The following is a 25211-nucleotide window of genomic DNA, read 5'->3' as shown; positions in this document are numbered from 1 at the left end:
ACCAAGGCTTCGGTCCTGGCTTCTGCCTGCGGCATTGGCCAACAGCCCTATACCCAGCAAAGTTCGGTACGATATACCCAGTAGGGGTATATGTGTCTGGAGGACGCGATGACGACCACCGAGGCCGGCGCGGGAGTGCCCTCCGAGGCCACCCCGGCCGTGGTCACCGACCACGACCGCGGGATCCACGGCTACCACAAGCAGAAGGACGAGCACCTCAAGCGCCTGCGCCGGATCGAGGGCCAGATCCGTGGCCTGCAGCGCATGGTCGACGAGGACGTCTACTGCATCGACATACTCACGCAGGTGTCCGCCTCCACCAAGGCCCTGCAGTCCTTCGCCCTGCAGCTCCTGGAGGAACACCTGCGCCACTGCGTCGCCGACGCCGCCGTCAAGGGCGGCGAGGAAATCGACGCAAAGGTAGAGGAAGCAACAAAGGCAATCGCCCGCCTGCTACGTACGTGACCTTTGTCGCATACGTGATGTTTCCCGCGCCCCTTAGGGGCGCGGGGAACTGCGCGACCAGCCACAACGGACCCGCAGACAACAACCGCCCTCGCTACGCACCCGTGTCACGATCACGCGTTTCGGCCACTTTCAGCACCTCGTCGATGCTCTCAAGGCTGAGCCGGTCCTCGGCGGCGGACGCCGCGATGATCAGGTCTCCGCACAGCTCGATCTCGGCGAGGGCCACGTGGTCCTGAACTGCCGTACCGCCGACCGGAGCCACGTGCATCACCTCTTCTCTGCCGTCACCGACTTCCTAGAGTAGGGAGCGGCCTACACAACGCGCATGGCACGGAAGGGCTAGTTCTTGACGCCCGTCATGCATCCGCGCACCTTTCCGCACGGCTTCCCCGTAGGCCCCCGCTCACTCCTCGGCGATCTTCCCGGCGTAGATGTCCCCGGCCGCCGGCAGTTCTACGTCGACGGGGGCCCCGAAGTCGTACAGCAGCGTCGTCGAGGCGACCGCGACGGTGTTCTGCTGCTGTCCGTTGACGAAGCTGAACCGGTGCCGGATCTTGCGGATGCGTCCCTGTTCGTCGAGGTAGACGTCGAACGGCACGGTGGCCCTGGCGAACCCTTTCGCCGCCGCGGTGAGCGCTTTCTGGTTCCCTGCCGAGGCCTCCTGCGCCGCCTCCGCCAGATCGGCGGTCCCCCGGTAGTGCCGTACGGCGGTCCCCGCGACCTCGGTCTCCCCCACATACGTCGCCTTCCGCGTCCCGCGCAGCAGCTCGGCGGCGGCGTACGGGTCCGTGGCGCCGCCGGTGACGAGGTTGCCGTCGGACAGCGTGGCGGTGTCCACGCGCACCCATTTGTCGGCGGGCACCCCGGCCCCCCGGTTCTTCATGAACAGCGCTCCGGGGGCGAGGAGCTCGGTGATCGACCGGTGTTCCCGGCTCCCCGCCGGATCCTGCGGGAGCTGCACCTTCAGCCGCCCGAGCTGCCGGGAGAAGTCGTAGACCCCTTCTCCGCGGATGGTGACGCGGGTCCCGCCGGTGGCCATCTCCATGGAGGTACGGGCCTGGGCGCTGCCGGCGTCCACCAGCCGGTCGGCGGCCCGGTGCAGGGCCTCGACGGGATCGGCGGCCGCACGCGAGTCCTCCGCGGCGGCTCCGCCGGAACACCCGGTGGCGCAGGCGCTGACCATGAGTCCCGCGACCCCCGCCACTGTCCGCCACTGTCGCCGCTGCCGCTCCGCCATCGCCTGCCTACCCCCAGCCGCTACGTCCGTCCCGGGCCCCCTGTCGTTCCGGATAACGACGCGTCGGTGGCCTCGTCACGCTGGCCGAAGACGGACGGCGAGGAGAGAAACCGTTTACCCACGCTGGGTACCGTGGAGGGCGTGGCGCAGCACGACGGCCTGAATTCCCGCCAGGCACACCCGGAACATCGGACAACAACGGTTGACCAAGGCAAGTTCTGCACAGCGCGTTGCAGCTGCGGCTGGCGCGGCCCGGCCCGCAGAGCCCGCAGCCTGGCCAGGACGGACGCGGAAGGGCACGCGAACGCACCCGGGTAGCGACATCCGGGTAGTGCCGCTGTTCCGGCACGTCGGGCCGTACTCCGGCATCCTGTCCTGTGACATGACCGCGCTCTTGTCACAGGGCAGGATGCTGTGGAACCCGTGACTCCGGGGTCCCGTCTCGCTCCACGGAAGCCGACGGGAGGCGCACATGGAACGGCGTACGTTCATCGGAGGCGGCGCGGCCGCGCTCGCAGGGTTGACGACAGCCGCGTGCAGCGGCGGGGGCACCTCGGGCGCGGCCCGCACCACCACCGCCGCCACCACGGGCATGTCCACGTCCACCTCCACCGGCGCCATACCCGCCGCCGCGAAGAACTGGTCCGGCCTGGCCGAGGACCTGGACGGCACCCTGGTCCGCCCCGGCGAGCAGCAGTGGAAAGCGGCCCACCAGCTCTACAACACCCGCTTCGACAGCTTGAAGCCGGTCGCGGTGGCGTATGTGGCGCACGCGGACGACGTCCGTACAGCCCTCGCCTACGCCCAGGCCCACGATCTCCGGGTGGCGATCCGCAACGGCGGCCACTCGTACGCGGGCTGGTCGTCCGGCGACGGCCGCCTGATCGTCGACGTATCGAAGCTCAGCTCAGTCCGCGCGAGCGGCGGTTCGGCCGTGGTCGGCGCCGGCGCCAAGCTGATCGACGTCTACCGCTCCCTCACGGCCAAGGGCGTGACGGTCCCCGGGGGCTCGTGCCCGACGGTGGGAATCTCGGGCCTCACCCTGGGCGGCGGCCATGGCGTGGTCTCCCGGGCGTACGGCCTGACCTGCGACAGCCTCACCCAGGCGACGCTGATCACGGCGGACGGCAAGCAGCTGACGGCCAACGCCTCCGAGAACAAGGACCTGTTCTGGGCGCTGCGCGGCGCGGGCAACGGCAACTTCGGTGTCGTGACGGAGCTGCGGTTCAAGACCCACCCGGCCCCGCAGGCCGTGTCGGCGTATATGAGCTGGCCGTGGTCGAAGGCGGCGGCGGTGGTACGGGCCTGGCAGCAGTGGGGTCCCAGCCAGCCCGACGAGATCTGGTCCTCCCTGCACCTGGCCAACGCGGCGGGCGGCACCCCGACCATCTCCGTAGCGGCCTTCTCCCTCGGCACGTACGGCGAACTGCAGAACGCGGTGGACCGACTGGCCGACCGAATAGGCTCCCCGGCGACCAGCGTCTCCCTCAAGCGCCGTTCCTACGAGGCCTCGATGGAGCTCTACGCAGGCTGCTCGTCCTTCGCGTCGGACGCCCAGTGCCACCTCCCCGGCTCCACCCCCGGCCGCTCCCCCGAAGGCGCCCTGAACCGGGAGACGTACGCGGCAAAGTCGGCCTTCTTCGACGCCTCACTCCCGACGAACGGCATCCAGCAGTTGCTCTCCCAACTGACCTCGGTCCGAGGCGGAGCCGGCAGCATCCAGCTCACAGCCCTCGGCGGCGCCGTCAACCGCGTCTCCCCCACCACCACAGCCTTCGTCCACCGCCGCTCCCGCATGCTGGCCCAGTACGTCGCCTCCTGGCGAGCCGGCACCCCCGGCACAACATCCCAGACCTGGCTCACCTCGGCCCACACAGCAATGCAGCCCTACGCCTCCGGCGCGGCCTACCAGAACTACACAGACGCAGGCTTGAGAAACTGGCGCAAGGCGTACTACGGCGACGCAGCCCCCCGCCTCCAGCAACTGAAGAGGCAGTACGACCCAAAGAGGTTCTTCACATACCCACAGGCGCTGTAGATAGCGCCCCGAAGGGGCGCGGGGAACTGCGCGACCAGCCACGACGGACCAGCAGACGACGAACCGGCCTTCCAGCGGAGCGCTTACGCAGCGAGGTCCCGCTCAGCAGCGTCGGCCGACTCACTCCGCGCCCCCGGAATCACCGCTTGCTCAGTCCCCCCGGCTCTCCCCCGCCCCCGGATCAACCAAGCCCCCCGACCAGACCCCTCAGCCGCCTTCATCACCGGCGTAAGCAAAGCCATGGCCAGCGGCGACAGCAAAAGCACCACAGCCGTACCGAGCGCAAACCCACCCACGACGTCCGTCGGATAGTGCACACCCATGAGAACCCGGCAAAACCCCTCAACAAAGGCCAGCAAGATCCCCGCAACACCGAATTTCCGGTTCGCGACGAACAGCCCGACCCCCATCGCCATGGCAATCGTCGCGTGATCGCTCACAAAGGAGAAATCGGTCTTCCCATCCACCAGAACGTCCAGCCCCTGATGATCGAGAAAGGGCCGACGCCGCTCCACAAATCCCCGTATCGGCACATTCACGAGCACCGCGATCCCCGCAGCGAGCGGCGCCCACACCAACGCGGCGACAGAAGAAGCCGCATCCTCCCCACCCCGCCGCCGCACAGCCCACCAGCACCAGAGCACCAGCAGCACCATCGCGATCAGCAGCCCGAACTCACCAAGGAATTCCACCCCCCGGTCGACCCACCGGGGCGCGTCCTTGGCCAGGCCATTGATGTCGTAAAGCAGCTCGACGTCGGGGTTCGACCCGGATTCGGCGAGTCCAGCCATGGTGCACGGCCCCTTCGTCGTCTCTCCCCGGCGTACCTGCGCGTACGCCGAACTGCCACCCCCGTGGATGTAGATCCGCTACGTCACCAGGAACGCACGGCTCCTGTTAATACGTTCCACACTCCACCGAATGATCACGCAGACGTTATCGAAGAGAGACTCATCACCGCAGCTCAGGGGGGTGGTTGACGCTCAGTTCAGGGATCGGTTCAGGCCAAGTCGGCCATGGTTACCCATTCCGCTCCGACCGCTCGCCGGTCAGCCTCCGACGTACTCCGCGAGGTGCTCACCAGTGACGGTGGAACGATCCGCGACGAGATCGGCGGGGGTCCCTTCGAACACGATTCGGCCACCGTCGTGCCCGGCACCGGGTCCGAGGTCGATGATCCAGTCCGCGTGCGCCATCACCGCCTGGTGGTGCTCGATGACGATGACGGACTTGCCGGAGTCGACGAGCCGGTCGAGGAGGCCGAGCAGCTGCTCGACATCGGCGAGATGGAGGCCGGTCGTCGGCTCGTCGAGGACGTAGACCCCGCCCTTGTCGCCCATGTGCGTGGCCAGCTTGAGCCGCTGCCGCTCGCCGCCGGACAGTGTGGTGAGCGGCTGACCGAGGGTGAGATAGCCGAGCCCGACGTCGGCGAGCCGGTCGAGGATCGTGTGTGCGGCGGGCGTACGTGCCTCACCGGCGCCGAAGAACTCCTCGGCCTCGGTCACCGACATCGCCAGCACCTCGCTGATGTCCCGCCCACCGAGCCGGTACTCGAGGACCGACGCCTCGAACCGCTTCCCCTCACAGTCCTCGCAAGGGGTGGCGACGCTCTGCATGATCGCCAGGTCGGTGTAGACGACACCGGCGCCGTTGCAGGTGGGGCAGGCGCCCTCGGAGTTGGCGCTGAACAGCGCCGGCTTCACGCCGTTGGCCTTGGCGAAGGCCTTGCGGATCGGGTCGAGCAGTCCGGTGTACGTCGCCGGGTTGCTGCGCCGGGAGCCGCGGATCGGCGTCTGGTCGACCGCCACGACACCCTCGCCGGCGGGGATCGAGCCGTGCACGAGCGAGCTCTTTCCGGAGCCGGCGACACCGGTGACGACGGTCAGCACCCCGAGCGGGATGTCGACGTCGACGCCCTGGAGGTTGTTCGCGGTCGCGCCGCGAATCTCCAGCGCGCCCTTCGGCGTCCGCACCGTCTCCTTCAGCACGGCCCGGTCGTCGAGATGACGCCCGGTGATGGTGTCGGAGGCCCGCAGCCCGTCGAGGGTGCCCTCGTAACAGACGGTGCCGCCCGCCGTACCGGCGCCGGGGCCGAGGTCGACGACATGGTCGGCGATCGCGATCGCCTCCGGCTTGTGCTCCACGACGAGCACGGTGTTGCCCTTGTCCCGCAGCCGCAGCAGCAGGTTGTTCATCCGCTGGATGTCATGGGGGTGCAGACCGATGGTCGGCTCGTCGAAGACGTACGTGACATCGGTGAGCGAGGAACCAAGATGGCGGATCATCTTGACGCGCTGCGCCTCACCGCCGGACAGCGTGCCCGCGGGCCGCTCCAGCGAGAGATAGCCGAGACCGATCTCCACGAACGAGTCGAGGCTCTGCTGCAGCGCGGTCAGCAGCGGCGCCACCGACGGCTCCTTGAGACCGCGGACCCATTCGGCCAGGTCACGGATCTCCATCGCACAGGCGTCCGCGATGCTGATCTTCCCGATCTTCGACGACCTGGCACCCTCGCTGAGCCGGCTGCCGTCGCACTCGGGGCACGTGGTGAAGGTGACGGCCCGCTCCACGAACGCCCGGATGTGCGGCTGCATCGCCTCCTTGTCCTTGGACAGGAACGACTTCTGGATCTTGGGGATCAGGCCTTCGTAGGTGAGGTTGATGCCGTTGACCTTCACCTTCCTCGGTTCGCCGTAGAGGAAGTCCTGCATCTCCCGCTTGGTGAAGGTACGGATCGGCTTGTGCGGGTCGAGGAGGCCCGACTGGGCGTAGAGCCCCACCGTCCACTGGCTGTCCGACTTCCAGCCCGGGATGGTGAACGCGCCCTCGGCCAGCGACTTGGAGTCGTCGTAGAGCTGCGTGAGGTCGATGTCGGAGACCTTGCCCCGGCCCTCGCACCGCGTGCACATCCCGCCGGTGCGCTGGTACGTCGCCTTCTCCGCCTTGGTCTTGCCGCCCCGCTCGACGGTGATCGCACCGGCCGCCTTGACCGTGGCGGTGTTGAACGAGTACGCGCTGGGCGGCCCGATGTGCGGCTTGCCGAGCCGGCTGAACAGGATCCGCAGCATCGCGTTCGCATCGGTGGCGGTACCGACCGTGGACCGCGGATCGGCCCCCATCCGCTGCTGATCCACGCTGATCACAGTCGTCAGCCCATCGAGCACATCGACCTCGGGCCGCGCCAGATTCGGCATGAACCCCTGCACAAACGCGCTGTACGTCTCATTGATCAGCCGCTGCGACTCCGCCGCGATGGTGTCGAACACCAGCGAACTCTTCCCCGACCCGGACACCCCGGTGAACACCGTCAGCCGCCGCTTGGGTATCTCAATACTGACGTCCTTGAGATTGTTCTCCCGCGCACCATGCACACGGATCATGTCGTGAAGGTCAGCAGCGTGCGAAGTCATCGAGTCTCCAAATCAAGGAACGGTACGACAGCGCCCCTTCAGGGGCGCGGGGCTGTATCAATTTGCGGCTCCGCCGCGTGGGCGCGACCAGCCACAACGGCCCCGCAGACAAGCAACGACCGGAGCGCTCAGCTCAACTCACTTCGACTCCTGGATCCGCACCATGTTCCCCGCGGGATCGCGAAACGCACAGTCCCGAACCCCGTACGGCTGCTCAGTCGGCTCCTGCACAACCTCCGCCGCCTCACTCCCCTGCACCTTCTCAAACGCACCGTCGAGATCGTTCGTAGCCAGCAGAATCCACCCGTACGTCCCCTTCGCCATCATCTCGGCGATGACGCGCCGCTCCTCCTCAGTGATCCCAGGATCGGCGAAAGGCGGCGCCAGCAGAATGCACGTATCCGGCTGCCCGACAGGCCCCACCGTGATCCACCGCATCGTGCCCTGTCCGACATCGCTGCGGACCTCGAAGCCGAGGGCGTCCCGGTAGAAGGCCAGCGCCGCCTCCGGGTCGTCCTGCGGAAGGAAGCTTGTGTGAATGGTGATGTCCATGGACGTCACGCTATCGGCGGCTCACCGGCGCCGCTTCTCGATTCCTGACAGGCCTGGTCACCTGTTTCGCCACGCACGCCGGCAGCCCCTCCGTCGCGGTCGCCGCGAGCCGCCGGTAGGTGCTGGGCGGCATGCCGACCAGCTCGGTGAAGCGCGTGCTGAAGGTGCCCAGCGAGGCACAGCCGACCTCGAAGCAGACCTCGGTGACGCTGAGATCGCCGCGGCGCAGCAACGTCATCGCCCGCTCGATGCGCCGCGTCATCAGATAGCTGTACGGCGACTCCCCGTACGCGGCCCGGAACTCCCGGCTCAGATGCCCCGCCGACATGTGCGCACCGCGCGCGAGCGCCTCGACGTCCAGCGGCTGCGCGTACTCGCGGTCGATCCGGTCACGGACCCGGCGCAGCCGCGCCAGATCGCGCAGGCGCTGTTCCGGGACGGGCGGGGGGCTGGTCACATCCGAGAGCCTACGACGCTCATCCCTGCCCCGTCAGCGCCAGCGCCTTCCCGCCGTCCTCGGTGACCCGCGTCGCCCCGAAGTAGTCGGGGGTGTCGATCGGGTCGAACCGGATCACGGCCCCCGGCCGGGGCGCGTCGATCATGTACCCGCCGCCGACATAGATCCCGACGTGCCGGATGGCCCGGGAATTGGTGAGGTCGTCCGAGAAGAACACCAGGTCCCCGGGCAGCAGCTCCGCCCGCGAGGGATGCGGCCCGGCGTTGTACTGATCGTTGGCGACCCGGGGCAGCGTGATGCCGACGCTCTCGTACGCCGCCTTGGTCAGCCCGGAGCAGTCGAACCGCCCTCCCTGGTCGGCGGTCCCGTTGCCGCCCCACAGATAGAGCGTGCCGAGCTTCTTCTGGGCGTAGTAGATGGCGCCGGCGGCCTGCTTGGAGGGGTCCACCCGGGAGACGGGCGCCGCGAAGCTGTCCTCGAGGGTCGTGATGGTCTTCACGTAGTTCTGGGTCTCCGCGTACGGCGGCACACCCCCGTACTTGATGACCGCGTACGCCCCCGCGTTGTAGGCGGCGAGCATGTTCTTCGTCGCGTCGCCCGGCACGTCCTTCACATACTTCGCGAGCGAACAGTCGTACTTGGCAGCCGACGGAATCGCATCGTTCGGATCCCACACATCCCGGTCCCCGTCCCCGTCCCCGTCGACGCCGTGCGTGGCCCAGGTCCCCGGAATGAACTGCGCTATCCCCTGCGCCGCCGCAGGGCTCTGCGCCTTCGGGTTGAACCCGCTCTCCTGATACAGCTGGGCGGCGAGCAGCGCGGGATTGATCGCGGGGCACATGTTGCCGTACTTCTGCACGAGCGGCTGATAGGCGGCAGGCACGGCCCCCTTGGCGAGCGTCTTCGCGCCTCCGCCGACCCCGTTGGCGAGGTTCCCGGCGACGATGTACACGCCGACGACGAGCAGCATGACGAAGCTGAGCCCCGCCGCGAGCGCGGCACCCGCCACGATCCATGCCTTACGCACCGTCAACCGCCCCTCGCCCACCGGGTGTCCGCCCGCGCCAGTCTAGGAGCTTCCCACCTGGGACGGGCCGCAACCGGCAGCCTCGCGATACAGCGCCGCCGCCTCCGCACGGAACACCACGCTGTACGACACATCAGCCGTCGCCCCGCCCCCCTCGTGCCCACCGAGAACCCCCACGACCTGCCCGTCCCGCCGCTCCACCACCCCGAACGCCACATCACTGTCCCCTCCCGTCCGTCGGCCCACCCCCGCGACACGAACCACCGCCCGACCCTCCACACGCCGTACGGAGTACGCCCGTTCCGGTACCCCGGCGCGAACCCGACGTCCTCGGCGCTCCCTCGCACGCAGTGCGCCGCGGTGACGAATGTCAGACATCGCCGACACCCCACTGACACTCGGCCCACAGCAGCTTCCCGCCCTTCGACGCGCCGAGTTCCCGCAGCACGGACGCGCCTACGGAGTCGGCACACGCGCGTACGAGGTGCAGGCCGCGTCCGGATTCGGCGTCGTCCGGCGGTACGGCGACGGTGGCGCCGTCGGTGGTGAAGCCGGGCGGGACGCGGGGGTCGGTGTCCCATACGGCGACTCGGAGGCGTTCGGATTCCATCGGGCGGACGCGGAGGGCGTAGGGGCCGGTGGTGTGGAGGTGGGCGTTGTTTAGGAGTTCGGAGGCCATGAGTTCGGCGGTGGGGATGACATGGGTGAGCCCGTGGGCGGCGAGGACGGTACGGAGGGTGGCGCGGGCGATACGCGGGGCGCGGGGATCGTGCGGGAGGTGGAGGGTGTAGGTCCAGGGCGGGGATACGGTGGACATTGGAAGTCTCCGATCACTGATGGGAGTTGGGGCCTCACTACGAAGGTAGCGGGCTCCGGATATATTCTTCTCCCAAACCCGGGGATACTAAAAGCATTCACCCGTGTAGGTGACGGCAGTGCGCAGGGAGAGACGGGGATGCCCGTGAGGACCAACCCGACGGGACGTCAACTCCGGCTTGGCGCCGAGCTGCGCAAGCTGCGCGAGCGCGCAGGCCTGACCTCAACGCAGGCCGCAGAGTTGCTCGGCATGAAGCAGGCGCAGGTCAGCAATATGGAGACCGGCCGCCTCGGTGTGAGCGCCGAGCGCGTACGCACACTGGCCTGCCACTACGACTGCCCGGACAAGGCACTCGTCGAGGCGATCGCAGGAATGACCGGCGACCGGAAGCGCGGCTGGTGGGAGGAGTACCGCGAGCAGCTCTCCCGTCCGCTCCTCGATCTGGCCGAACTGGAGCACCACGCCAGGTCGTTGCGCGACTTCACCACGGCCCGCGTTCCCGGACTGCTTCAGACACGCGAGTACGCACTGGAGATCTTCCGTCAGGCGGTCACGGAACTCTCACCGCCCGACATCGAGCACCGCCTGTCGTTCCGCATCAAACGCCAGGCGATCCTCTTCCGCGAGGAAGAACCGACACCGTACGAGGCGATCATCCATGAGGCCGCTCTGCGCATGAAGGTCGGCGGCTCCACGGTTGCCCGCCAACAGTTGCAGCACCTGCTCGACATGAATGACCGGGACCACGTGACCCTGCGCGCCGTCACCTTCGACGCCGGGGCCTTCCCGGGATCCGGCCAGTCGATCCACTACGCGCGCGGCCCGGTACCGCAGTTGGACACCGTCTATCTCGACCAAGCCCACGGCCTCGCCTTCCTCGACGCCGAGGCACAGTTGCACAAGTACCGCACGCTGTTCGACCGGATCGAGGCTGTCGCGCTCGCCCCGGAGAAGACCCAGGACCTTGTCCACAACGTGATGCGAGAGCTGTGAAGGACATGCCCATGAACCCGCGCTGGCAGAAGTCGTCGTACTGCTCCGAGGGCGCCTCCTGCCTCCACGTCGCCACCGCCACCGAAACGATCCATCTCACTGAAAGCAGCGACCCCACCCGCGCGATACTCACGGCCACCCCCACCGCCTTCGGCGCCCTTCTCCTCGTACTCAAGAAGGAAACCGCCCGTGCCTGACATCCCCCCGAACCTCACCTGGGAACGCGCCGCCCCACCCGACGCCACCGGCCCCGGACCCTGGATCGAGATCGCCTTCGGCGAGGGCGACGACGGCGACGCGCCTGTCTACATCCGCGAGACCAGCGCCCCGGACAACGTGGTCACCACCAACCGCCGCAAGTGGGACGCGTTCGTACTCGGCGTGCAGGCGGGCGAGTTCGACCACTTCGTGGAAGACGCGTAGACGGATGACGGCGCGCTGCCAAGCCTGCGGGCGAACGATCGACAGCACCGGCGGCCCGGGGCGGACCGCGTCGTACTGCTCGCAGGCGTGCCGGCAGCGGGCGTATCGCGAGCGACGGCGGCCGACCGGTGTTCCCGCCCGGGAGCTGGTGTCGGACATCGGGGAACGGCTGACCCGGCTACGTCTGGAACCCGCACTCGCGTTCCAGGCCGACGTAGAGGCCCTGTCACCCCGGTTCGCCCAACTGCGGCGTCTCGCCCGCGAGGCACGCGAGGCCAGCGCGGCCGCCGAAAACGTCACGCCCACCGACGTGACGAAATCCGGCGAGGACGACGCCCTCACGGTCCTCATCGAGGCCCACCACCGCGAACTCCGCGTCCACTGTTACCGCCTGCTCGGCTCGTACGACGAGGCAGAAGACCTCACCCAGGAGACGTTCCTGCGAGCCTGGCGGGCCCGCGAGACGCTGGACGGCGTCGAGAACCCGCGTGCCTGGCTGTACAAGATCGCCACCAACGCCTGCCTCGACTTCCTGCGCAAGCAGAACCGGCGCCCGACCTCGTACGAACCCGTACCCGGCATGGACTCCGGAGACGGCCCGCCGCCCCCGCGGCTGCCGTGGCTGCAGCCGTTCCCGGACGATCAGCTGCCCGAGGCCCCCGCGCCGCAGCACGAGCCCGACGAACAGGCCGTGGCGAGCGAGACGCTCGAACTGGTCTTTCTCACCGCCATCCAGCAGCTCCCGCCACGCCAACGGGCCGCGGTGATCCTGCGCGACGTCGCCGGATGGTCGGCCCAGGAGACCGCCGAGCTGCTGGATACCAGCGTCCCCTCCGCCAACAGCGCGGTACAGCGCGGCCGTTCCACGCTGCGGCAGGCGTTGCCGGGGCGGCGCGAGGACTGGTCGGCCCCCGCTCCCGGCGCCGAGGACCTGGCGCTGCTCCAGCGCTACCTGGACGCGTTCGCCCGGACCGACATCGACGCCATGGTCGAGCTGGTACGCGAGGACATCGTGCTCACCATGCCGCCGAACCCGTTCTGGTTCACCTCGCGGGACGCCATGTTCGCCTTCGTACGGCCGAACCTCGATCCCGCCTCGCCGATGTTCGCCGGGCACTGGCGGGCCCTGCCGGTGCGGGCCAATGGCCAGTTGGCCGTCGCCGGCTATCTGCAACGGCCCGGGACCAGCGTGTTCCGGGCGCAGCTCATCGACGTACTGCGGGTCGAAGAAGGCCGTATCGCCCAGATCACCACCTTCGAACCGCACCTGTTCCCCGCGTTCGGACTGCCGATGACGCTCTGACGGCGCTCTGAGGATGGATTTCGCGCTGCCGCGATGAGTTTTCCCGGCCCGCACGTCCCACGGAGTGACGGGCGCACCCGGCGCCCTCCACTCACGGAGGCGGAGAACCATGCTGAAGAACAAGGTCGCGGTCGTCTACGGCGGAGCCGGTTCCCTCGGCGCGGGCGTCGCGAAGGCGTACGTACAGGCGGGGGCGCGGGTGTTCCTCGCCGGCCGTACGGAGGACACGCTGCGGAAGGCCGCCGCCGAGGCCGGTGCGGAGTACGACGTGCTCGACGCGCGGGACGAGGAAGCCGTCGAGGCCCATGCGACGTCGGTCGTCGAACGGGCGGGACGGATCGACATCTCCGTCAACCTGGTGCCGCGGGGCGACTTCCAGGGCGTACCGCTGACCGAGATGTCGGTCGAGGACTACACGCGTCCGGTGACGCAGGGGATCACCTGCCAGTTCGTCACCGCGCGGGCCGCGGCCCGGCGGATGGCCGCGCAGGGCTCGGGGGTGATCCTCTCCCTGGACAGCGGGTCCGCCAACGGCAGCCCGATGATGGGCGGCACCGCCGCGGCCGACGGCGCGATCGACGCGCTGATCCGCCAGCTCGCCCAGGAGGTCGGCCCGGTCGGCGTCCGTGTCTGCGGGATCTGGACGGCGGGTGTCACCGACAGCCTGACCCCCGAGAAACTCACCGCGGCGGGCGCTCCGGCCATGGACGAGGCCGCGGTGGATGGCATCCGCTCCCACCTGGACAGCCTCCGGATGACGAAGCGCTCACCGCGGATCGCGGACATCGCCGCCCTGGCGACGTTCCTCGCCTCCGACGCCGCTGCCGCCATCACGGGCACCTGGATCAACGCGACCGCCGGAATGTTCGCGAGCTGAGCTGGGGACCGGCGGTCACAAACGCCGTCCGGGATCCGTCATGGAGACGGGAGGGACAGCACAAGCCCAGCCGACGACATGACACGTGAGGAGGGCGCATCATGGCACCCCTCGTATCCACCATCGAGATCGCCCGTCCACCGGCCGAGGTCTTCGCGTACGTCACCGACCCATCCCGCTTCACCGAGTGGCAGGGCGACGTCGTACGCGTACAGGAGCAGGCGCCCGGCCGGTTCACCACGACCCGGCGCATCGGGCCCCGCGAGCGGACGTTCACGCAGGAGGTGACCGAGTCCCGGCCGCCGGCCCGCTGGAGCGTCCGTGGCCTGGACGGACCGCTGCGCCCGTCGATGACCATCACCGTCGAGCCGGTCGCCGACGGCACCGCCTCCCGTGTCACCTTCGCCCTCGACTTCGAGCCGCACGGCATCGGCGTACCGCTGCTGCCGCTGGTGCGGAGGCAGGCCGCGAAGGGGACGCCGATCAGCTACCGGAATCTGAAGCGGAGGCTGGAGAGTGGGGTGAGCAAGTAACCAGCTGGGCCACCCGTTCTCAGGCCGTCAGTTCCGTCTGGGCCGGCGCACTGGAGACGGTGTCGTGGCGGATGTACCACTCGGTGGACAGGAACCGTTCCCGGACGGCCGCCGGGAAACCGGCGAGCAGTCCCGGGGCGGCACCCCGCTTCACCTCACTGCGATGAGCCAGTACGGCGGCCCACTTCCGCTCCAGCCAGGGGCTCACATCGACGGTCGCGGTGATCAGCTCGTCGGGGACCGTCCGCATGCCCTTGCCGACGTGCGCGAACTCGCTGAGCGCCGCGACCGCCGAGTCCGGATGCGTCGCCAGGTAGAGGGCGTTCGGCCGCCAGGGCTCACCGGCCTCCGGGTAGAGCCGCTCCAGCCCGGCCGCCTGGACCGCGAGCGTGGTCACCCGGTGGGTGTGCACATGGTCCGGGTGGCCGGTCACCCCGCCGTACGCATCGTGGGTGACCACGATCTCCGGGCGGAACTGCCGGACATGCGCCACCAGCCGCCCCACCGCCTCGTCGAGCGGCGCATCGCACAGCCGCGCCCGGCCAGGTGCGGACTCCGGCACCCGGGCGTCGGCATAACCGAGCATCCGCGGCCCACCGGCGCCCAGGATCCCCAGCGCCTCGGCGAGTTCCGCAGCACGCCGGGTGCCCTCGGTCCAGGTCGCCGTCACGACGGCGGTCCGGGCGCCCGCGGCGGCATGCCGGGCGAGCACTCCGCCGGAGAACAGCGACTCGTCGTCCGGATGGGCAAAGACCCCGAGCAGACTCGGCGCCGACACCGCCATCGGTCGACCACCTCCCATGAGCACCAATACTCATGTACGACACCACGCGCCCCGGCAGACTGTGGGTTCCGCAACACATCGACAGGGGAGCGAAGTTGAGACGGACGAGTCGTGCGCTGGCCGTGACGGCACTGGTGGCCTGCGGGCTGACGGGGGTGGCGGCGGGTCCGGCCGCCGCGTCGAGCGATGGCCTGCTGCCCCATCCCGGTCCGGAGGGCCTGGTCTGGGTGGACGAGCGGACGGGGGACGGCGGCGTCGTGTCGGGGGGCGCGTGGCGGGGGCTGCCGACCGTGCTCACGGTGGCCTGCGAGGGCGGCGGCAGCGTGCGGGTGACGATGGAGTCGCAGGAGGTGCAGGTCGCCGCGTTCTCGGTCGACTGTCCTGCCGGGACGGCGGGGGTGGGTTCGGTGACCCTGCCCGCAGGCGTGGTTGCGGGCTCTTTCGGCGTGGGTGTGGATGCCTCGGCTGACACCCTTCGGTGGGCACTGACCGTGACGCAGCCGGAGGGCTGACGGCGTAGCGGTCGGTCCTTCTACCGCTGAGCGGCCGGCTGCCTCAACGGCCAGGTCACTCCGGTCAGTTCCTCCGACACCGTCCACAGGCGGCGGGCCACCGCCGGATCGCTCGCCGCCTGCGTACGGCCCACCAGCGTCGGCGCCCCGCGCATCTCGCCCAGCCCGTCCGGTCCGACGTAGCTCGCACCCGGCAGATCCTGCGTCGCCGCGTACAGCGTGGGCAGGGCACCCGCGCGGTCGGCCTGGGCGAAGAACCTGTTGCCCAACGCCATCCCGGCGCGGGCGACCGGATTCGCCGCGTGGCTCTGGAGGTTGGTCGCCGCGTACCCGGGGTGGGCCGCGTACGCCCGTACCGACGAGCCCGACTCCGTCAGCCGGCGCTGCAGTTCCAGCGTGAAGAGCAGGTTCGCCAGCTTGGACTGGGCGTAGGCCCGGCGCGGCGTGTACCCGGCCGTCAGATTCAGGTCGTCGAAGGTGATGGTCACCGCTCCCCAGCGGTGCGCGCCCGACGACAGCGTCACCACGCGGTCCTGGACGTACGGCAGCAGCAGGTTCGTCAGGGCGAAGTGGCCCAGATGGTTCGTGCCGAACTGCATCTCGAAGCCGTCCCGGGTCCGCTGCCGCGGCAGCATCATCACGCCCGCGTTGTTGATCAGGACGTGGATCGGGTCCCGCCATCCGTCCGCGAAGTCACGTACGGACCGCAGATCGGCCAGGTCCAGCCGCCGCACCTCCGTACTCCCGGACACGGTCGCCGCTGCCGCCCGCCCGCGCTCCAGATCCCGTACGGCGAACACCACATGCGCCCCCACACGGGCCAGCGCGTCCGCCGCGGTGAGCCCGATGCCGCTGTTGGCGCCGGTGACGACGACGGTGCGGCCGGTGAGGTCGGGGAGGTGCGAGGCATCCCACTTGTGAGTCTGCTTGCTCGTTGTCTCAGCCATGCTTCGAATGTAGGCGCCGCCTACAATGATGTCAATGCCAACAAAGCTGACGTCGCCTACATCGAGTTACGATGAGCCCCATGCCCGCAGCCAGCCGCCCTTACCACCACGGCGACCTCCGCTCCGCCCTGCTCGCCACCGCCGAGCGCACCCTGCGGGAGAAGGGCGTCGCCGAGCTGTCCCTGCGCGAGCTGGCCCGCGAGATCGGCGTCAGTCACGCGGCCCCCGGCCGGCACTTCAAGGACAAGCAGGCCCTGCTCAACGCCCTCGCCCTCAGCGGATACGAGCGCCTCGCCCAGGCCCTGAACACCGCCGACGACCCCGCGTTGCCGCTCGAGTCCCGGCTCACCAGGCTCGCCCGCACCTATCTCCAGTTCTCCATCGACAACGCCGCCCTGCTGGAGCTGATGTACGCCCGCAAGCACGAACCCGACGCCGCCGAGCAGATGGCAGCCGCCGTCGACCGCACCATCGGTTCACTGGCCCGCGTCCTCGCCGACGCCCAGCAGCGCGGCGAGATCATCGAGGCGGACCCCGAGCACCTCACGCTCTTCACGGGCGCCGCACTCCACGGACTCGCCTCCATGACGGCCGCCTGCATGCTCACCCCGGAGGCCGCCCTCGACGGCGTCGACGAGCTGGTCCACCACATGCTGCACGGCCTCAAGCCCCGCTGACGGCACGTCACCTCACCGGCAGGCGGCGGCTGCTGAGCCACGGCCCGTTCGTACACCCGGGTCGGCGGAGGATAGCCTTCATCCGGAGGTCAACGACGGAACCACACGAAGGTTCCGCTCAGGCCTCATTGCCCGGCGTAACCCGCCGTGATACACAGAGTGACCGTACGAGCTATTCGTACGAATCCCGCCCATCAATGGCGCCAAGTCGACATACGACAGCGGAATTGTCGGCGAGAATGAGACCTGACCTCTGCGCACCGCAGGGGATGCGGAACTACCCAACAGGGGCGGTGACTTACATGCTCTTTGCGGCCGACAAGGGAGACATCAACACCATCATCGGCGGGATCGCTCCGGACTGGGGCCCCTTCGGGGCACTGGGGGCCGAAGCGAAGACGATGATCCAGGTCGTCATGGCGGTCGCCATCCTGCTCTGCCTCGGCATCGCCATCTGGGGCGCCGCGAAGCAGCGCATTGGCGCGACAGCGCTGCGCGACACCTTCAGCGCGGAACAGGGCAAGGGCCTCATCGTCGCCGGCCTCACCGGAGTCTTCATCATCGGCTCACTCGGCACACTCTTCACCATCGTGTACGGCATGGCCGTCTAGCGACCTGCCCCTCCGGGCGCCGGTCCGGTCCCCCTCTCCCCTACCCCACCCGCCCGTCGTGCCCCCGGCTGAGGTTGCGTTTCCCTGATGTCCCTGATGTCGAGTCACCACACCGCGCCCGTGCGGGAACCAGCACGGCTACCGTCGTACATCTACGCGGTCCGCTATGACATCGAGGGGGCGTACGGCGCATGAGTCTCGGGGACGAGCACGAGCCCTCCGGGGGTTACGGCGGCACCGGGCACACCCGCACCCGCCTGCCCGAAGGCGACGGCACCGGCGACGTCTACGGCGGCGCAAGACGCGGCCCCCGCTCCTCCTCACGGAGCCTCATCACGGTGGTCGGCGTGGTCGTCCTCCTCATCGCCGCCATCGCATTCGCCAACCGCGGAGGAGACGATTCCCCTACGCGCACCGGAACAAGCGCGGACAAGCCGGAGGCGGGGAGCACGGCGGCGAGCGGGGAACTGCCGGTCCAGACCGAGGTGGGCGGAATTCCGTCGGGGTTCGCGCAGGATCAGCAGGGGGCGGAGAGTGCGGCGGCCAACTACTCGGTCGCGCTGGGGTCGGCGGAGATGTTCAACAAGGACCGGCGGCACGAGATCGTCAACACCGTCTACGCCCCCGATATCGCCGCCACCCGGCAGGCCGACCTGGACACTGCGTACTCCAGCGAGAAGTTCCTCACGAACATCGGCCTCACCAAGGAAGGCGCCGCTCCGAACGGCCAGACCTTCATCTCCCGGGTCATCCCGGTGGGCACCAAGGCCACGGCGTTCAGCACGAGCACGGCAACCGTCGAGGTCTGGTACACCTCGCTCTTCGGCCTGTCCGGCGAGAGCTCGACCAACCCGGTGTCCGAAAGCTGGTACACCACCACCTACCAGCTGACATGGACCGACAACGACTGGAAGGTCACCGACTTCCAGCAGAAGGACGGCCCCGTGCCCGTGGGGCGCGACCAGCGGGCCTCCACATCCGACGACATGACGAAGGCAGTCGAGGAGTACGGAGGCTTCACGTATGCGCGCTAACCACCGGTTCCTCAAGGTCACCGCGGTATTCGCCGCCGTACAAACCTCAGCGGTGCTGCTCGCCACCAACGCCGTCGCCGCGCCCACGCCCACCCCCACGCCGACGGGCAGCAACGACCCCTGCGACCTCATCCGCGGTCCCGCCAAGGACTACTGCGAACGCGGCAACAACAGCAGCGGCTCCTCCGGCGGATCCACCCTCGACGACCCCACCTCCACCCTCGACCCCCTCTCCTCCCTCGCCAAAGGCTGCGCCGACGCCGCCGCCTGGACCGTCAACAAGCTCAGTGACGCCGTACAGGACACCGCGAACGTCGACTTCACGAACACGAAGTTCCTTCAGCAGTACGCCGTCGTCTTCGCGGCGTCGACGATCCTCACGCTGCTCCTGTGGCTGCTGGCCGTGGCCAAGCGAGCCGTGCGGGGCGTGCCCCTGTCCACGGCGATCGGCGAAGCCATCGGCTTTCTCTGGCTCACCGTGCTGGCATCCGCCTTCACCCCCCTGATCCTGTACACGGTCGTATCGGCGACGGACGGCGTCACCGACGTCCTCGCAAAGACCACCGGCGATCAGACGGACACCTTCTTCGGCACCTTCTCCGGCGCCCTGGAGAAGGGCGAGGACATCGGCGGCGGCCCCATCATGCTGATCGTCGTCTCGCTCGTGTCGATCCTCGCCGCCGGCGTCCTGTGGCTGGAGCTGGTCATCAGAGCCGCCCTGCTCTACGTCGGCGCCCTCCTCGGCACCGTCGTCTACGCCGGCCTCGTCGACAAGAACCTGTGGGGTCACGTCCGCCGCTGGGCGGGCATCATGATCGCGGTGATCCTGGTGAAGCCTGTGATCGTGATCGTGCTCGGCCTCGCCGGCGCGCTGTCCACCGACGACGGCCCCGACGCCTTCTCCGCCGTCGTCTCCGGCCTCGCCATCATCCTGCTGGCCATCTTCGCGTCGGCGATGATCTACCGCTTCGTCCCCGGCTTCGGCGACGAGATCGCCGGCTCCCGCAACAACCGCATCATGCAGGGCGCCGAAGGCAAGGCCGCCGCGGTCATCAGCTCCCCGGCGACCCTGGTCGCACAGGGCATCAAGACACACAGCTCCCGCGCCGACAACAACGGCGGCGGCAACCAGGCCAACACGCCCCGCCCCGCGAACCCCGCCTCCGGCGGCGTCGCCGCGCACAGCACACGCAATTCGAACGGCGGCGGATCCGTCCCCTCCGCCGCACCCGCCCCCCGTTCGAGCAGCAACGTCAACACACCTCACGCCAGCAACACCCGCAACAGCAGTACCAACCGCACGGGAGGTGAAGGGCGTTGACGACCGAGACCCACCTGTCCCATCCGGTCACGCCCCGCCGTACATATCTGATCGGCCGCGCCCGGCCGAACGCGATCGTCGGCCGGAATCGTGAGACCGGTGAGATCGCGCTGATCATCGCGGGCGCGTTCCTCGGCATGATGTGCGGCCTCCTCGTCCCCGTCCTGTCCCTGCGCATCGTGCTGCTGACGGGCTTCCCCCTGCTCGCGCTGGCCGCGGTCTACGTGCCGTACAAGCGCCGGACGTTCTACAAGTGGTACGAGATCAACCGCACCTACAAGCGCACCCTCAAGCAGGGCACCGTGTACCGCTCCGCCGTCATGGAGGCCGGCATCCAGCTCGACGGCCGTGAGATCGAAGTTGGCCCGCCGCCGGGCATCGGCCGGATCACCTGGCTGGCCGCTCCGTTCGGCCCCGACGAGATCGCCGTACTGCTGCACGCGGACCGCAAGACCGTCACCGCCGCCATCGAGATCGAGGGCCCCGGCGTCGGCCTGCGCGACAGCGAGGACCAGGAAGCCCTCGTCGACCGCTTCGGCACCCTGCTGAAGCACGTGGCGAACGGCGACGGATTCGTCACCCGGCTGCAGATGCTCGCCCGCACCCTCCCCGCCGACCCGGACGCGCACGCCAAGGACGTCGCCGTACGCGGCGACGACCGCGCACCGGGCTGGCTCGCTCAGTCGTACGACCAGCTCCAGTCGATGGTGTCGACGAGCAGCGAGCAGCACCGCGCCTACCTCGTCGCCTGTATGCACTACTCCCGCGAACTCGCCGCCGAGGCCAACGCCATGGCCCGCGCGGCCCGCCCGCACGGCGGCAAGGCGGACCGGGACGCGGGCCTCGCGGTCGTCATGGCCCGTGAGCTGACCGACATCTGCTCCCGGCTCCAGGAAGCCGACATCCGCGTACGACAGCCGCTGGGCCAGGGCCGTCTCGCCTCGCTCATCCACTCCATGTACGACCCGGACCACCCCATCGACCACATCCAGGCGATGACGAAGCGCAACGCGTGGCCGGCCGAGCTGGACGCGATGGAGCCGACGTACCTCCAGGCGAAGACCCGCGAGTCCTCCACCCGCGCGCCCTGGTGCCACGCCACGGCCTGGGTGAAGGAGTGGCCGATGACCCCGGTCGGCGTCAACTTCCTCGCCCCGCTCCTCGTCCACACCCCGGACGTCATCCGAACGGTCGCCGTGACGATGGACCTCGAGCCCACCGAGGTAGCCATTGAACGCATGCTGACCGAAAAGACGAACGACGAGGCCGAGGCGTCCCGCCAGGCCAAGATGAACCGCACCGTCGACCCGCGCGACATCGCCTCCCACAACCGTCTCGACCAACGCGGAGAGGACCTCGCGAGCGGCGCCGCCGGGGTCAACCTGGTCGGCTACATCACCGTCTCCTCCCGCAATCCGGAAGCCCTGGCGCGCGACAAGCGGACCATAAGGGCCTCGGCCGGGAAGTCGTACCTGAAGATCGAGTGGTGCGACCGCGAGCACCACCGCGCCTTCGTCAACACACTGCCCTTCGCCACCGGCATCCGGAGGTAGGACCTGATGCGGGATCCGCTGTCCGTCCTCACCGACGCCTTCACGTCCTTCCTCTTCGGCAAGGTCGAGACGACCCGCCTCCCGGTGCGCACCTCCACGGGCCAGGCCCAGGCGGTCTACCTCCCCACCGCCGCCCCCGGCCTCGGCGACTCCGGCGTGATCATCGGCCGCGAGGTCTACTCCGGCAAGGGCTACATCTACGACCCCTTCCAGCTCTACGGCCAACAGCTCCCCGCCCCCCACTGGCTGGTCCTCGGCGAATCCGGCAACGGCAAGTCGGCCCTGGAGAAGACCTACGTCCTACGGCAACTGCGCTTCCGCGACCGCCAGGTCGTCGTCCTCGACGCCCAGGGCGAGGACGGCGTCGGCGAATGGAACCTGATCGCGCAGGAGCTGGGGATAACTCCTATCCGGCTGGACCCGATGGCGGCCCTGGACATGGGTATCCGGCTCAACCCGCTCGACCCGGCGATCACGACGACGGGCCAGCTGGCGCTCCTGCGCACGATCATCGAAGTGGCGATGGGCCACGGCCTGGACGAACGCTCCGGCTTCGCCCTCAAGGTCGCCCACGCCTACGTCAACGAGACGATCGTCGAACGCCAGCCCGTCCTCACCGACATCGTCGAGCAGCTACGGCACCCCGAGCCGGAGTCGGCCGAGGCGATGAACGTCGACATAGACGACGTACGGGCGTGGGGCCTGGACGTGGCGCTGGTGCTGGACCGTCTCGTCGACGGTGACCTGCGCGGCATGTTCGACGGCCCGACGACGGTCGGCATCGACCTGGACGCCCCGCTCATCGTCTTCGACCTGTCCCACATCGACCGCAACTCCATCGCCATGCCGATCCTCATGGCGATCGTCGGCGTCTGGCTGGAGCACACCTGGATCCGCCCCGACCGGAAGAAGCGCATCTTCCTGGTCGAGGAGGCCTGGCACATCATCGCCAGCCCCTTCGTGGCCCAGCTCTTCCAGCGCCTGCTGAAGTTCGGCCGACGGCTGGGCCTGTCCTTCGTGGCCGTGGTCCATCACCTCTCCGACGTGGTGGACGGGGCGGCGGCGAAGGAGGCGGCGGCGATTCTGAAGATGGCGTCGACGCGGACGATCTATGCCCAGAAGGCGGACGAGGCGAGGGCGACAGGCCGGGTGCTGGGTCTGCCGAGGTGGGCCGTCGAGATCATCCCGACGCTCACTCCAGGCATCGCGGTGTGGGACGTCAACGGCAATGTCCAGGTCGTCAAACACCTGGTCACCGAGACGGAACGGCCCCTCGTCTTCACCGACCGCGCGATGACCGAGTCCTCCACCGACCTCACGGACGACGCCCTGCGCGCCGCCGAGCTGGAGGCGGAGGAGCGTGCGGCGGCCTTCGTGGAACAGCACCTGGGTGACCTGGACGGCTCTTCGGAGTCGACGGTGGCGTAAGAGCGTGAGAAGAGCGTGAAATGAGACACGACGACCGCAACCGCCGTCAGGACGCCCAGGGCGGCATCTCCGACGGCCTGCTGATCGGCATACTCGCGTTCCTCCTCGGCATGACCCTGCTGATCTGGTCAGCGGCGGGCCTGGCCGGCGTGTTCTCGCACGGCGCCTGGCCGGAAGCGGTCACCTTCACCCGCACCCCCCTCGCCATGCGCCACCTCATCGCCCACCCCCACGACATCACCGGCGCCTGGCCCGACACCCCCGCCGCCCAACTCTCCGGCTACGGCCTCTTCTGGGGCCTGTTCATCGGCCAGCTGATGATCCTGGTCGTCCTCACGGTGTTCGTGATGGGCACGGTGGCGAGATGGCGCGTGGTCCGGGCGAACAGGCGAGTGGAACGGAAGGCACCGGTCCAGGAACCTCTGGTCCAGGAGGTCCCGATGCCGCGCGCGGAGCCCGAGCCGAAGTCGCTGCCCGAGCCCGCGGTGGTGGCGCGGGAAACGGTGCCCCCGGTGGAGCCGGCCCGCTTCCCGGCCAACGGTGAACAGGTGGGCGGGTGGGAAAAGATCGTCGTAGCCCCCAGGGAAGCCCGCCAGACCACCGCGACCCAAGCCGTACGAGACGCGACAGGCCCCACCCTGGTCGTCACGTCCAACCCGTCCGTCTGGCAGGACACGAAAGACCCCCGAGCCAAACTCGGCCCCGTCCTCCTCTACGACCCCACGCACCTCTGCGACACCCCGGCCCGCCTCCACTGGTCACCCACGGCCGGCTGCGAGGACAAGGCGACGGCGGTCGCGCGAGCCGCGGCCCTGCTCGGCCCGGTCCGGCCGACCGCGAAGATCGACCAGGCCGTGGCCGACACCGCCGAAACGCTCCTGCGAAGCTATCTGCACGCCGCCGCCATCGACGGCCGCACCATCCGTCACGTCCACCGCTGGTCACAGGGCATGCAGGTCCAGGACGCCGTACGAATCCTCCGTACCAACCCGAAGGCGGCCCCCGGAGCCGCCGGCGAACTGGAGGCAACCCTCACGGCACATCCCGAACGCAGGGACATCGCCCAGGAGTTGACCACCAGAGCCCTCGCCGCCCTCTCCACGATCAACGTGCGAGAGACCTGCACACCCAACCGAAGCGACGCTCTCGCCCTGGATTCCTTCGTAGACGAAGGGGGCACGCTTTATGTGGTGGGTGAATCCATCGAGGACCCCAGGACCAGTCCCGGCGCGATGCCCTTCCTGACGGCCCTCGTCTCCAGCGTGGTCGAGCGCGGCCGGCGCATGGCCGAACGGTCATCCTCCGGTCGCCTCGACCCACCACTGACGCTCGTCCTGGACGACGTCGCCGCCGTGGCTCCGCTCCCCCAGCTCCCGGAGCTGCTGGCCACCGGAGCGGACCGGGGCCTGCCCACCCTGGCCCTGCTCCGGTCCCGGGAACAGGCCCGCACCCGCTGGCCACACGACGAACTCCCGGTCTGACGTCACTGCGCGCCGTCCGACATCACTCACGCTCGATCGCGAACTCCAACTCGCGCTCCCCGTCGGCCTGCCCCAACGGCACAGTCACCCCGGTCGGGACGAACCCCACCTTCCGGTACAGCCGCTGAGCCCGCCCATTGTCCTCATGCACAATGAGCCGCACCCGCTCGGCACCCTGCGCCCACGCCCACTCCAGGCCGGCGTCGAAGAGCACCTCGGTCAGCCCGATGCCACGGTGGTCGGACCGCACGAACACCGCGACCACATGCCCCTGCCTGCGCTCGACGGGAAACCCGGCCCAGTCCGTCACCCCGGCCTCCTCCATCAGCACGGTCAGGGTGCCCACCCACTCCCCGTCCGGCCCCTCAGCAATGATCTGCTGCGCACCCGACGCTCCTTCGGCGCTCGACGCGGCCCGCTCCTGCCAGAAGGAGTCGGGATGCGCTGCGGCTTGCTCGTAGGTCTCCAGGAAGGCGAGATGCGCCACGGGATCCTGCAAGGAGAGAAGCCGCAGGGCCTTCACCGCGGGCCATTCGTCGGCACGTATGGAACGGACCTTGTAGTTCATGCCTGACACCGTAGCTGAACGCAGAAAACCCCCGTACCGGTTATCGGTACGGGGGTTTTCTCAAGTTTTGTTCGGCGGTGTCCTACTCTCCCACAGGGTCCCCCCTGCAGTACCATCGGCGCTGTAAGGCTTAGCTTCCGGGTTCGGAATGTAACCGGGC

The 25211-nt window shown here is 69.1% G+C and carries 27 protein-coding genes, 1 rRNA gene and 1 pseudogene; 16 read left to right on the top strand and 13 right to left on the bottom strand.

The genetic code is table 11. The features are described from left to right. The first annotated feature begins 108 nt into the window (after window positions 1-108). Window positions 109-465: a metal-sensitive transcriptional regulator gene (locus AB0I98_RS37600; protein WP_246886631.1), complete on the top strand. Its 357-nt coding sequence runs from the start codon at window positions 109-111 to the stop codon at window positions 463-465. A gap of 94 nt (window positions 466-559) precedes the next feature. Here the strand turns inward: AB0I98_RS37600 and AB0I98_RS37595 are convergent, their stop codons facing one another. Next, entirely contained in the window at window positions 560-736 is a 177-nt protein-coding gene (locus AB0I98_RS37595) for a hypothetical protein (RefSeq protein WP_362949739.1), read from the bottom strand. A 135-nt stretch (window positions 737-871) separates the two neighbouring features. Then, window positions 872-1705, bottom strand: a complete 834-nt coding sequence (locus AB0I98_RS37590) for a hypothetical protein (RefSeq protein WP_362949737.1) — start codon at window positions 1703-1705, stop codon at window positions 872-874. Between the two features lie 472 nt (window positions 1706-2177). Between AB0I98_RS37590 and AB0I98_RS37585 the strand changes: the two genes are divergently transcribed. Then, complete coding sequence (locus AB0I98_RS37585; protein ID WP_362949735.1) at window positions 2178-3743, top strand: FAD-binding oxidoreductase; 1566 nt, start codon at window positions 2178-2180, stop codon at window positions 3741-3743. A gap of 83 nt (window positions 3744-3826) precedes the next feature. Here AB0I98_RS37585 and AB0I98_RS37580 read toward each other — a convergent pair whose 3' ends face one another. The 7 genes and pseudogenes from AB0I98_RS37580 to AB0I98_RS37550 form a co-directional block, all read right to left on the bottom strand. After that, window positions 3827-4534, bottom strand: a complete 708-nt coding sequence (locus tag AB0I98_RS37580; protein ID WP_362949733.1) for a phosphatase PAP2 family protein — start codon at window positions 4532-4534, stop codon at window positions 3827-3829. A 258-nt stretch (window positions 4535-4792) separates the two neighbouring features. Further along, window positions 4793-7153 carry an excinuclease ABC subunit UvrA gene (locus tag AB0I98_RS37575; protein WP_362949730.1) on the bottom strand — a complete coding sequence of 787 codons (2361 nt, stop codon included), beginning with the start codon at window positions 7151-7153 and terminating at the stop codon, window positions 4793-4795. Between the two features lie 138 nt (window positions 7154-7291). After that, entirely contained in the window at window positions 7292-7705 is a 414-nt protein-coding gene (locus tag AB0I98_RS37570; protein ID WP_362949728.1) for a VOC family protein, read from the bottom strand. A gap of 10 nt (window positions 7706-7715) precedes the next feature. Continuing rightward, entirely contained in the window at window positions 7716-8162 is a 447-nt protein-coding gene (locus AB0I98_RS37565; protein ID WP_362949726.1) for a helix-turn-helix transcriptional regulator, read from the bottom strand. Window positions 8163-8181: 19 nt separating this feature from the next. Continuing rightward, entirely contained in the window at window positions 8182-9195 is a 1014-nt protein-coding gene (locus AB0I98_RS37560; RefSeq protein WP_362949724.1) for a bifunctional lytic transglycosylase/C40 family peptidase, read from the bottom strand. A 36-nt stretch (window positions 9196-9231) separates the two neighbouring features. Further along, window positions 9232-9554, bottom strand: a pseudogene (locus AB0I98_RS37555) (hypothetical protein); the annotation flags it as partial. A gap of 5 nt (window positions 9555-9559) precedes the next feature. Next, entirely contained in the window at window positions 9560-10006 is a 447-nt protein-coding gene (locus AB0I98_RS37550; protein ID WP_362949722.1) for an ATP-binding protein, read from the bottom strand. Window positions 10007-10144: 138 nt separating this feature from the next. Here AB0I98_RS37550 and AB0I98_RS37545 point away from each other — a divergent pair, with 138 nt between their 5' ends. The 6 genes from AB0I98_RS37545 to AB0I98_RS37520 all read left to right on the top strand — a co-directional run bounded on the left by AB0I98_RS37545 (window position 10145) and on the right by AB0I98_RS37520 (window position 14135). Then, window positions 10145-10999 (top strand): helix-turn-helix transcriptional regulator, encoded by an 855-nt coding sequence (locus tag AB0I98_RS37545; RefSeq protein ID WP_362949720.1) that lies wholly within the window; start codon window positions 10145-10147, stop codon window positions 10997-10999. An 11-nt stretch (window positions 11000-11010) separates the two neighbouring features. Further along, window positions 11011-11196, top strand: coding sequence for a DUF397 domain-containing protein (locus AB0I98_RS37540; protein WP_362949718.1), 186 nt, complete (start codon window positions 11011-11013; stop codon window positions 11194-11196). Then, complete coding sequence (locus tag AB0I98_RS37535; RefSeq protein ID WP_362949716.1) at window positions 11189-11422, top strand: DUF397 domain-containing protein; 234 nt, start codon at window positions 11189-11191, stop codon at window positions 11420-11422. The genes AB0I98_RS37540 and AB0I98_RS37535 overlap by 8 nt, the downstream gene beginning before the upstream one ends. A 148-nt stretch (window positions 11423-11570) precedes the next feature. Beyond that, window positions 11571-12725 carry an RNA polymerase subunit sigma-70 gene (locus AB0I98_RS37530; RefSeq protein WP_362949714.1) on the top strand — a complete coding sequence of 385 codons (1155 nt, stop codon included), beginning with the start codon at window positions 11571-11573 and terminating at the stop codon, window positions 12723-12725. Between the two features lie 109 nt (window positions 12726-12834). After that, a complete protein-coding gene (locus AB0I98_RS37525) occupies window positions 12835-13602 on the top strand; it encodes an SDR family oxidoreductase (RefSeq protein WP_362949712.1) in 768 nt (255 codons plus the stop codon). Between the two features lie 101 nt (window positions 13603-13703). Then, window positions 13704-14135: an SRPBCC family protein gene (locus AB0I98_RS37520; protein ID WP_362949710.1), complete on the top strand. Its 432-nt coding sequence runs from the start codon at window positions 13704-13706 to the stop codon at window positions 14133-14135. A 19-nt stretch (window positions 14136-14154) separates the two neighbouring features. Here the strand turns inward: AB0I98_RS37520 and AB0I98_RS37515 are convergent, their stop codons facing one another. Beyond that, a complete protein-coding gene (locus AB0I98_RS37515; RefSeq protein ID WP_362949804.1) occupies window positions 14155-14913 on the bottom strand; it encodes a PIG-L family deacetylase in 759 nt (252 codons plus the stop codon). Window positions 14914-15014: 101 nt separating this feature from the next. On the opposite strand from AB0I98_RS37515, the gene AB0I98_RS37510 reads away from it, so the two are divergent. Next, complete coding sequence (locus tag AB0I98_RS37510; RefSeq protein ID WP_362949708.1) at window positions 15015-15431, top strand: hypothetical protein; 417 nt, start codon at window positions 15015-15017, stop codon at window positions 15429-15431. A 20-nt stretch (window positions 15432-15451) separates the two neighbouring features. Here AB0I98_RS37510 and AB0I98_RS37505 read toward each other — a convergent pair whose 3' ends face one another. Continuing rightward, entirely contained in the window at window positions 15452-16378 is a 927-nt protein-coding gene (locus AB0I98_RS37505; protein WP_362949706.1) for an oxidoreductase, read from the bottom strand. 71 nt (window positions 16379-16449) lie between these two features. Between AB0I98_RS37505 and AB0I98_RS37500 the strand changes: the two genes are divergently transcribed. The 7 genes from AB0I98_RS37500 (at window position 16450) to AB0I98_RS37470 (ending at window position 24483) form a co-directional block, all read left to right on the top strand. Beyond that, window positions 16450-17055, top strand: coding sequence for a TetR/AcrR family transcriptional regulator (locus AB0I98_RS37500; RefSeq protein WP_362949704.1), 606 nt, complete (start codon window positions 16450-16452; stop codon window positions 17053-17055). 302 nt (window positions 17056-17357) lie between these two features. Continuing rightward, entirely contained in the window at window positions 17358-17666 is a 309-nt protein-coding gene (locus tag AB0I98_RS37495; protein WP_210582519.1) for a hypothetical protein, read from the top strand. Window positions 17667-17857: 191 nt separating this feature from the next. Further along, window positions 17858-18700 carry a hypothetical protein gene (locus tag AB0I98_RS37490; RefSeq protein ID WP_362949702.1) on the top strand — a complete coding sequence of 281 codons (843 nt, stop codon included), beginning with the start codon at window positions 17858-17860 and terminating at the stop codon, window positions 18698-18700. Next, window positions 18690-20021 carry a hypothetical protein gene (locus tag AB0I98_RS37485; protein WP_362949700.1) on the top strand — a complete coding sequence of 444 codons (1332 nt, stop codon included), beginning with the start codon at window positions 18690-18692 and terminating at the stop codon, window positions 20019-20021. Before AB0I98_RS37490 ends, AB0I98_RS37485 begins: the two co-directional genes overlap by 11 nt. After that, the gene (locus AB0I98_RS37480) at window positions 20018-21574 is read left to right on the top strand and encodes an SCO6880 family protein (protein WP_362949698.1); all 1557 of its coding nucleotides are present in this window, start codon (window positions 20018-20020) and stop codon (window positions 21572-21574) included. Before AB0I98_RS37485 ends, AB0I98_RS37480 begins: the two co-directional genes overlap by 4 nt. Before the next feature lie 6 nt (window positions 21575-21580). Continuing rightward, a complete protein-coding gene (locus tag AB0I98_RS37475; protein ID WP_362949696.1) occupies window positions 21581-23002 on the top strand; it encodes an ATP-binding protein in 1422 nt (473 codons plus the stop codon). Between the two features lie 20 nt (window positions 23003-23022). Further along, on the top strand, window positions 23023-24483 hold the full coding sequence (locus AB0I98_RS37470) for a type IV secretory system conjugative DNA transfer family protein (protein ID WP_362949694.1): 1461 nt from the start codon (window positions 23023-23025) through the stop codon (window positions 24481-24483). A gap of 22 nt (window positions 24484-24505) precedes the next feature. Here AB0I98_RS37470 and AB0I98_RS37465 read toward each other — a convergent pair whose 3' ends face one another. Further along, on the bottom strand, window positions 24506-25051 hold the full coding sequence (locus AB0I98_RS37465; RefSeq protein WP_362949692.1) for a GNAT family N-acetyltransferase: 546 nt from the start codon (window positions 25049-25051) through the stop codon (window positions 24506-24508). Window positions 25052-25120: 69 nt separating this feature from the next. Next, a 5S ribosomal RNA gene (gene rrf / locus AB0I98_RS37460) occupies window positions 25121-25211 on the bottom strand; the annotation flags it as partial.

The organism is Streptomyces sp. NPDC050211, from assembly GCF_040656035.1.
In the GTDB taxonomy this organism is placed as follows: Bacteria; Actinomycetota; Actinomycetes; order Streptomycetales; family Streptomycetaceae; genus Streptomyces.
The sequence above is the reverse complement of the archived record's forward strand: the minus strand, read 5'-3'. Positions and strand labels throughout refer to the sequence as shown.

Excerpts from the sequence above, each read along its gene's own strand:
- AB0I98_RS37600 (WP_246886631.1), top strand. The coding sequence starts at position 109 with ATGACGACCACCGAGGCCGGCGCGGGAGTGCCCTCCGAGGCCACCCCG.
- AB0I98_RS37595 (WP_362949739.1), bottom strand. The coding sequence starts at position 736 with ATGCACGTGGCTCCGGTCGGCGGTACGGCAGTTCAGGACCACGTGGCC.
- AB0I98_RS37590 (WP_362949737.1), bottom strand. The coding sequence starts at position 1,705 with ATGGCGGAGCGGCAGCGGCGACAGTGGCGGACAGTGGCGGGGGTCGCG.
- AB0I98_RS37585 (WP_362949735.1), top strand. The coding sequence starts at position 2,178 with ATGGAACGGCGTACGTTCATCGGAGGCGGCGCGGCCGCGCTCGCAGGG.
- AB0I98_RS37580 (WP_362949733.1), bottom strand. The coding sequence starts at position 4,534 with ATGGCTGGACTCGCCGAATCCGGGTCGAACCCCGACGTCGAGCTGCTT.
- AB0I98_RS37575 (WP_362949730.1), bottom strand. The coding sequence starts at position 7,153 with ATGACTTCGCACGCTGCTGACCTTCACGACATGATCCGTGTGCATGGT.
- AB0I98_RS37570 (WP_362949728.1), bottom strand. The coding sequence starts at position 7,705 with ATGGACATCACCATTCACACAAGCTTCCTTCCGCAGGACGACCCGGAG.
- AB0I98_RS37550 (WP_362949722.1), bottom strand. The coding sequence starts at position 10,006 with ATGTCCACCGTATCCCCGCCCTGGACCTACACCCTCCACCTCCCGCAC.
- AB0I98_RS37545 (WP_362949720.1), top strand. The coding sequence starts at position 10,145 with ATGCCCGTGAGGACCAACCCGACGGGACGTCAACTCCGGCTTGGCGCC.
- AB0I98_RS37540 (WP_362949718.1), top strand. The coding sequence starts at position 11,011 with ATGAACCCGCGCTGGCAGAAGTCGTCGTACTGCTCCGAGGGCGCCTCC.
- AB0I98_RS37525 (WP_362949712.1), top strand. The coding sequence starts at position 12,835 with ATGCTGAAGAACAAGGTCGCGGTCGTCTACGGCGGAGCCGGTTCCCTC.
- AB0I98_RS37520 (WP_362949710.1), top strand. The coding sequence starts at position 13,704 with ATGGCACCCCTCGTATCCACCATCGAGATCGCCCGTCCACCGGCCGAG.
- AB0I98_RS37505 (WP_362949706.1), bottom strand. The coding sequence starts at position 16,378 with ATGGCTGAGACAACGAGCAAGCAGACTCACAAGTGGGATGCCTCGCAC.
- AB0I98_RS37500 (WP_362949704.1), top strand. The coding sequence starts at position 16,450 with ATGAGCCCCATGCCCGCAGCCAGCCGCCCTTACCACCACGGCGACCTC.
- AB0I98_RS37495 (WP_210582519.1), top strand. The coding sequence starts at position 17,358 with ATGCTCTTTGCGGCCGACAAGGGAGACATCAACACCATCATCGGCGGG.
- AB0I98_RS37490 (WP_362949702.1), top strand. The coding sequence starts at position 17,858 with ATGAGTCTCGGGGACGAGCACGAGCCCTCCGGGGGTTACGGCGGCACC.
- AB0I98_RS37485 (WP_362949700.1), top strand. The coding sequence starts at position 18,690 with ATGCGCGCTAACCACCGGTTCCTCAAGGTCACCGCGGTATTCGCCGCC.
- AB0I98_RS37475 (WP_362949696.1), top strand. The coding sequence starts at position 21,581 with ATGCGGGATCCGCTGTCCGTCCTCACCGACGCCTTCACGTCCTTCCTC.
- AB0I98_RS37470 (WP_362949694.1), top strand. The coding sequence starts at position 23,023 with ATGAGACACGACGACCGCAACCGCCGTCAGGACGCCCAGGGCGGCATC.
- AB0I98_RS37465 (WP_362949692.1), bottom strand. The coding sequence starts at position 25,051 with ATGAACTACAAGGTCCGTTCCATACGTGCCGACGAATGGCCCGCGGTG.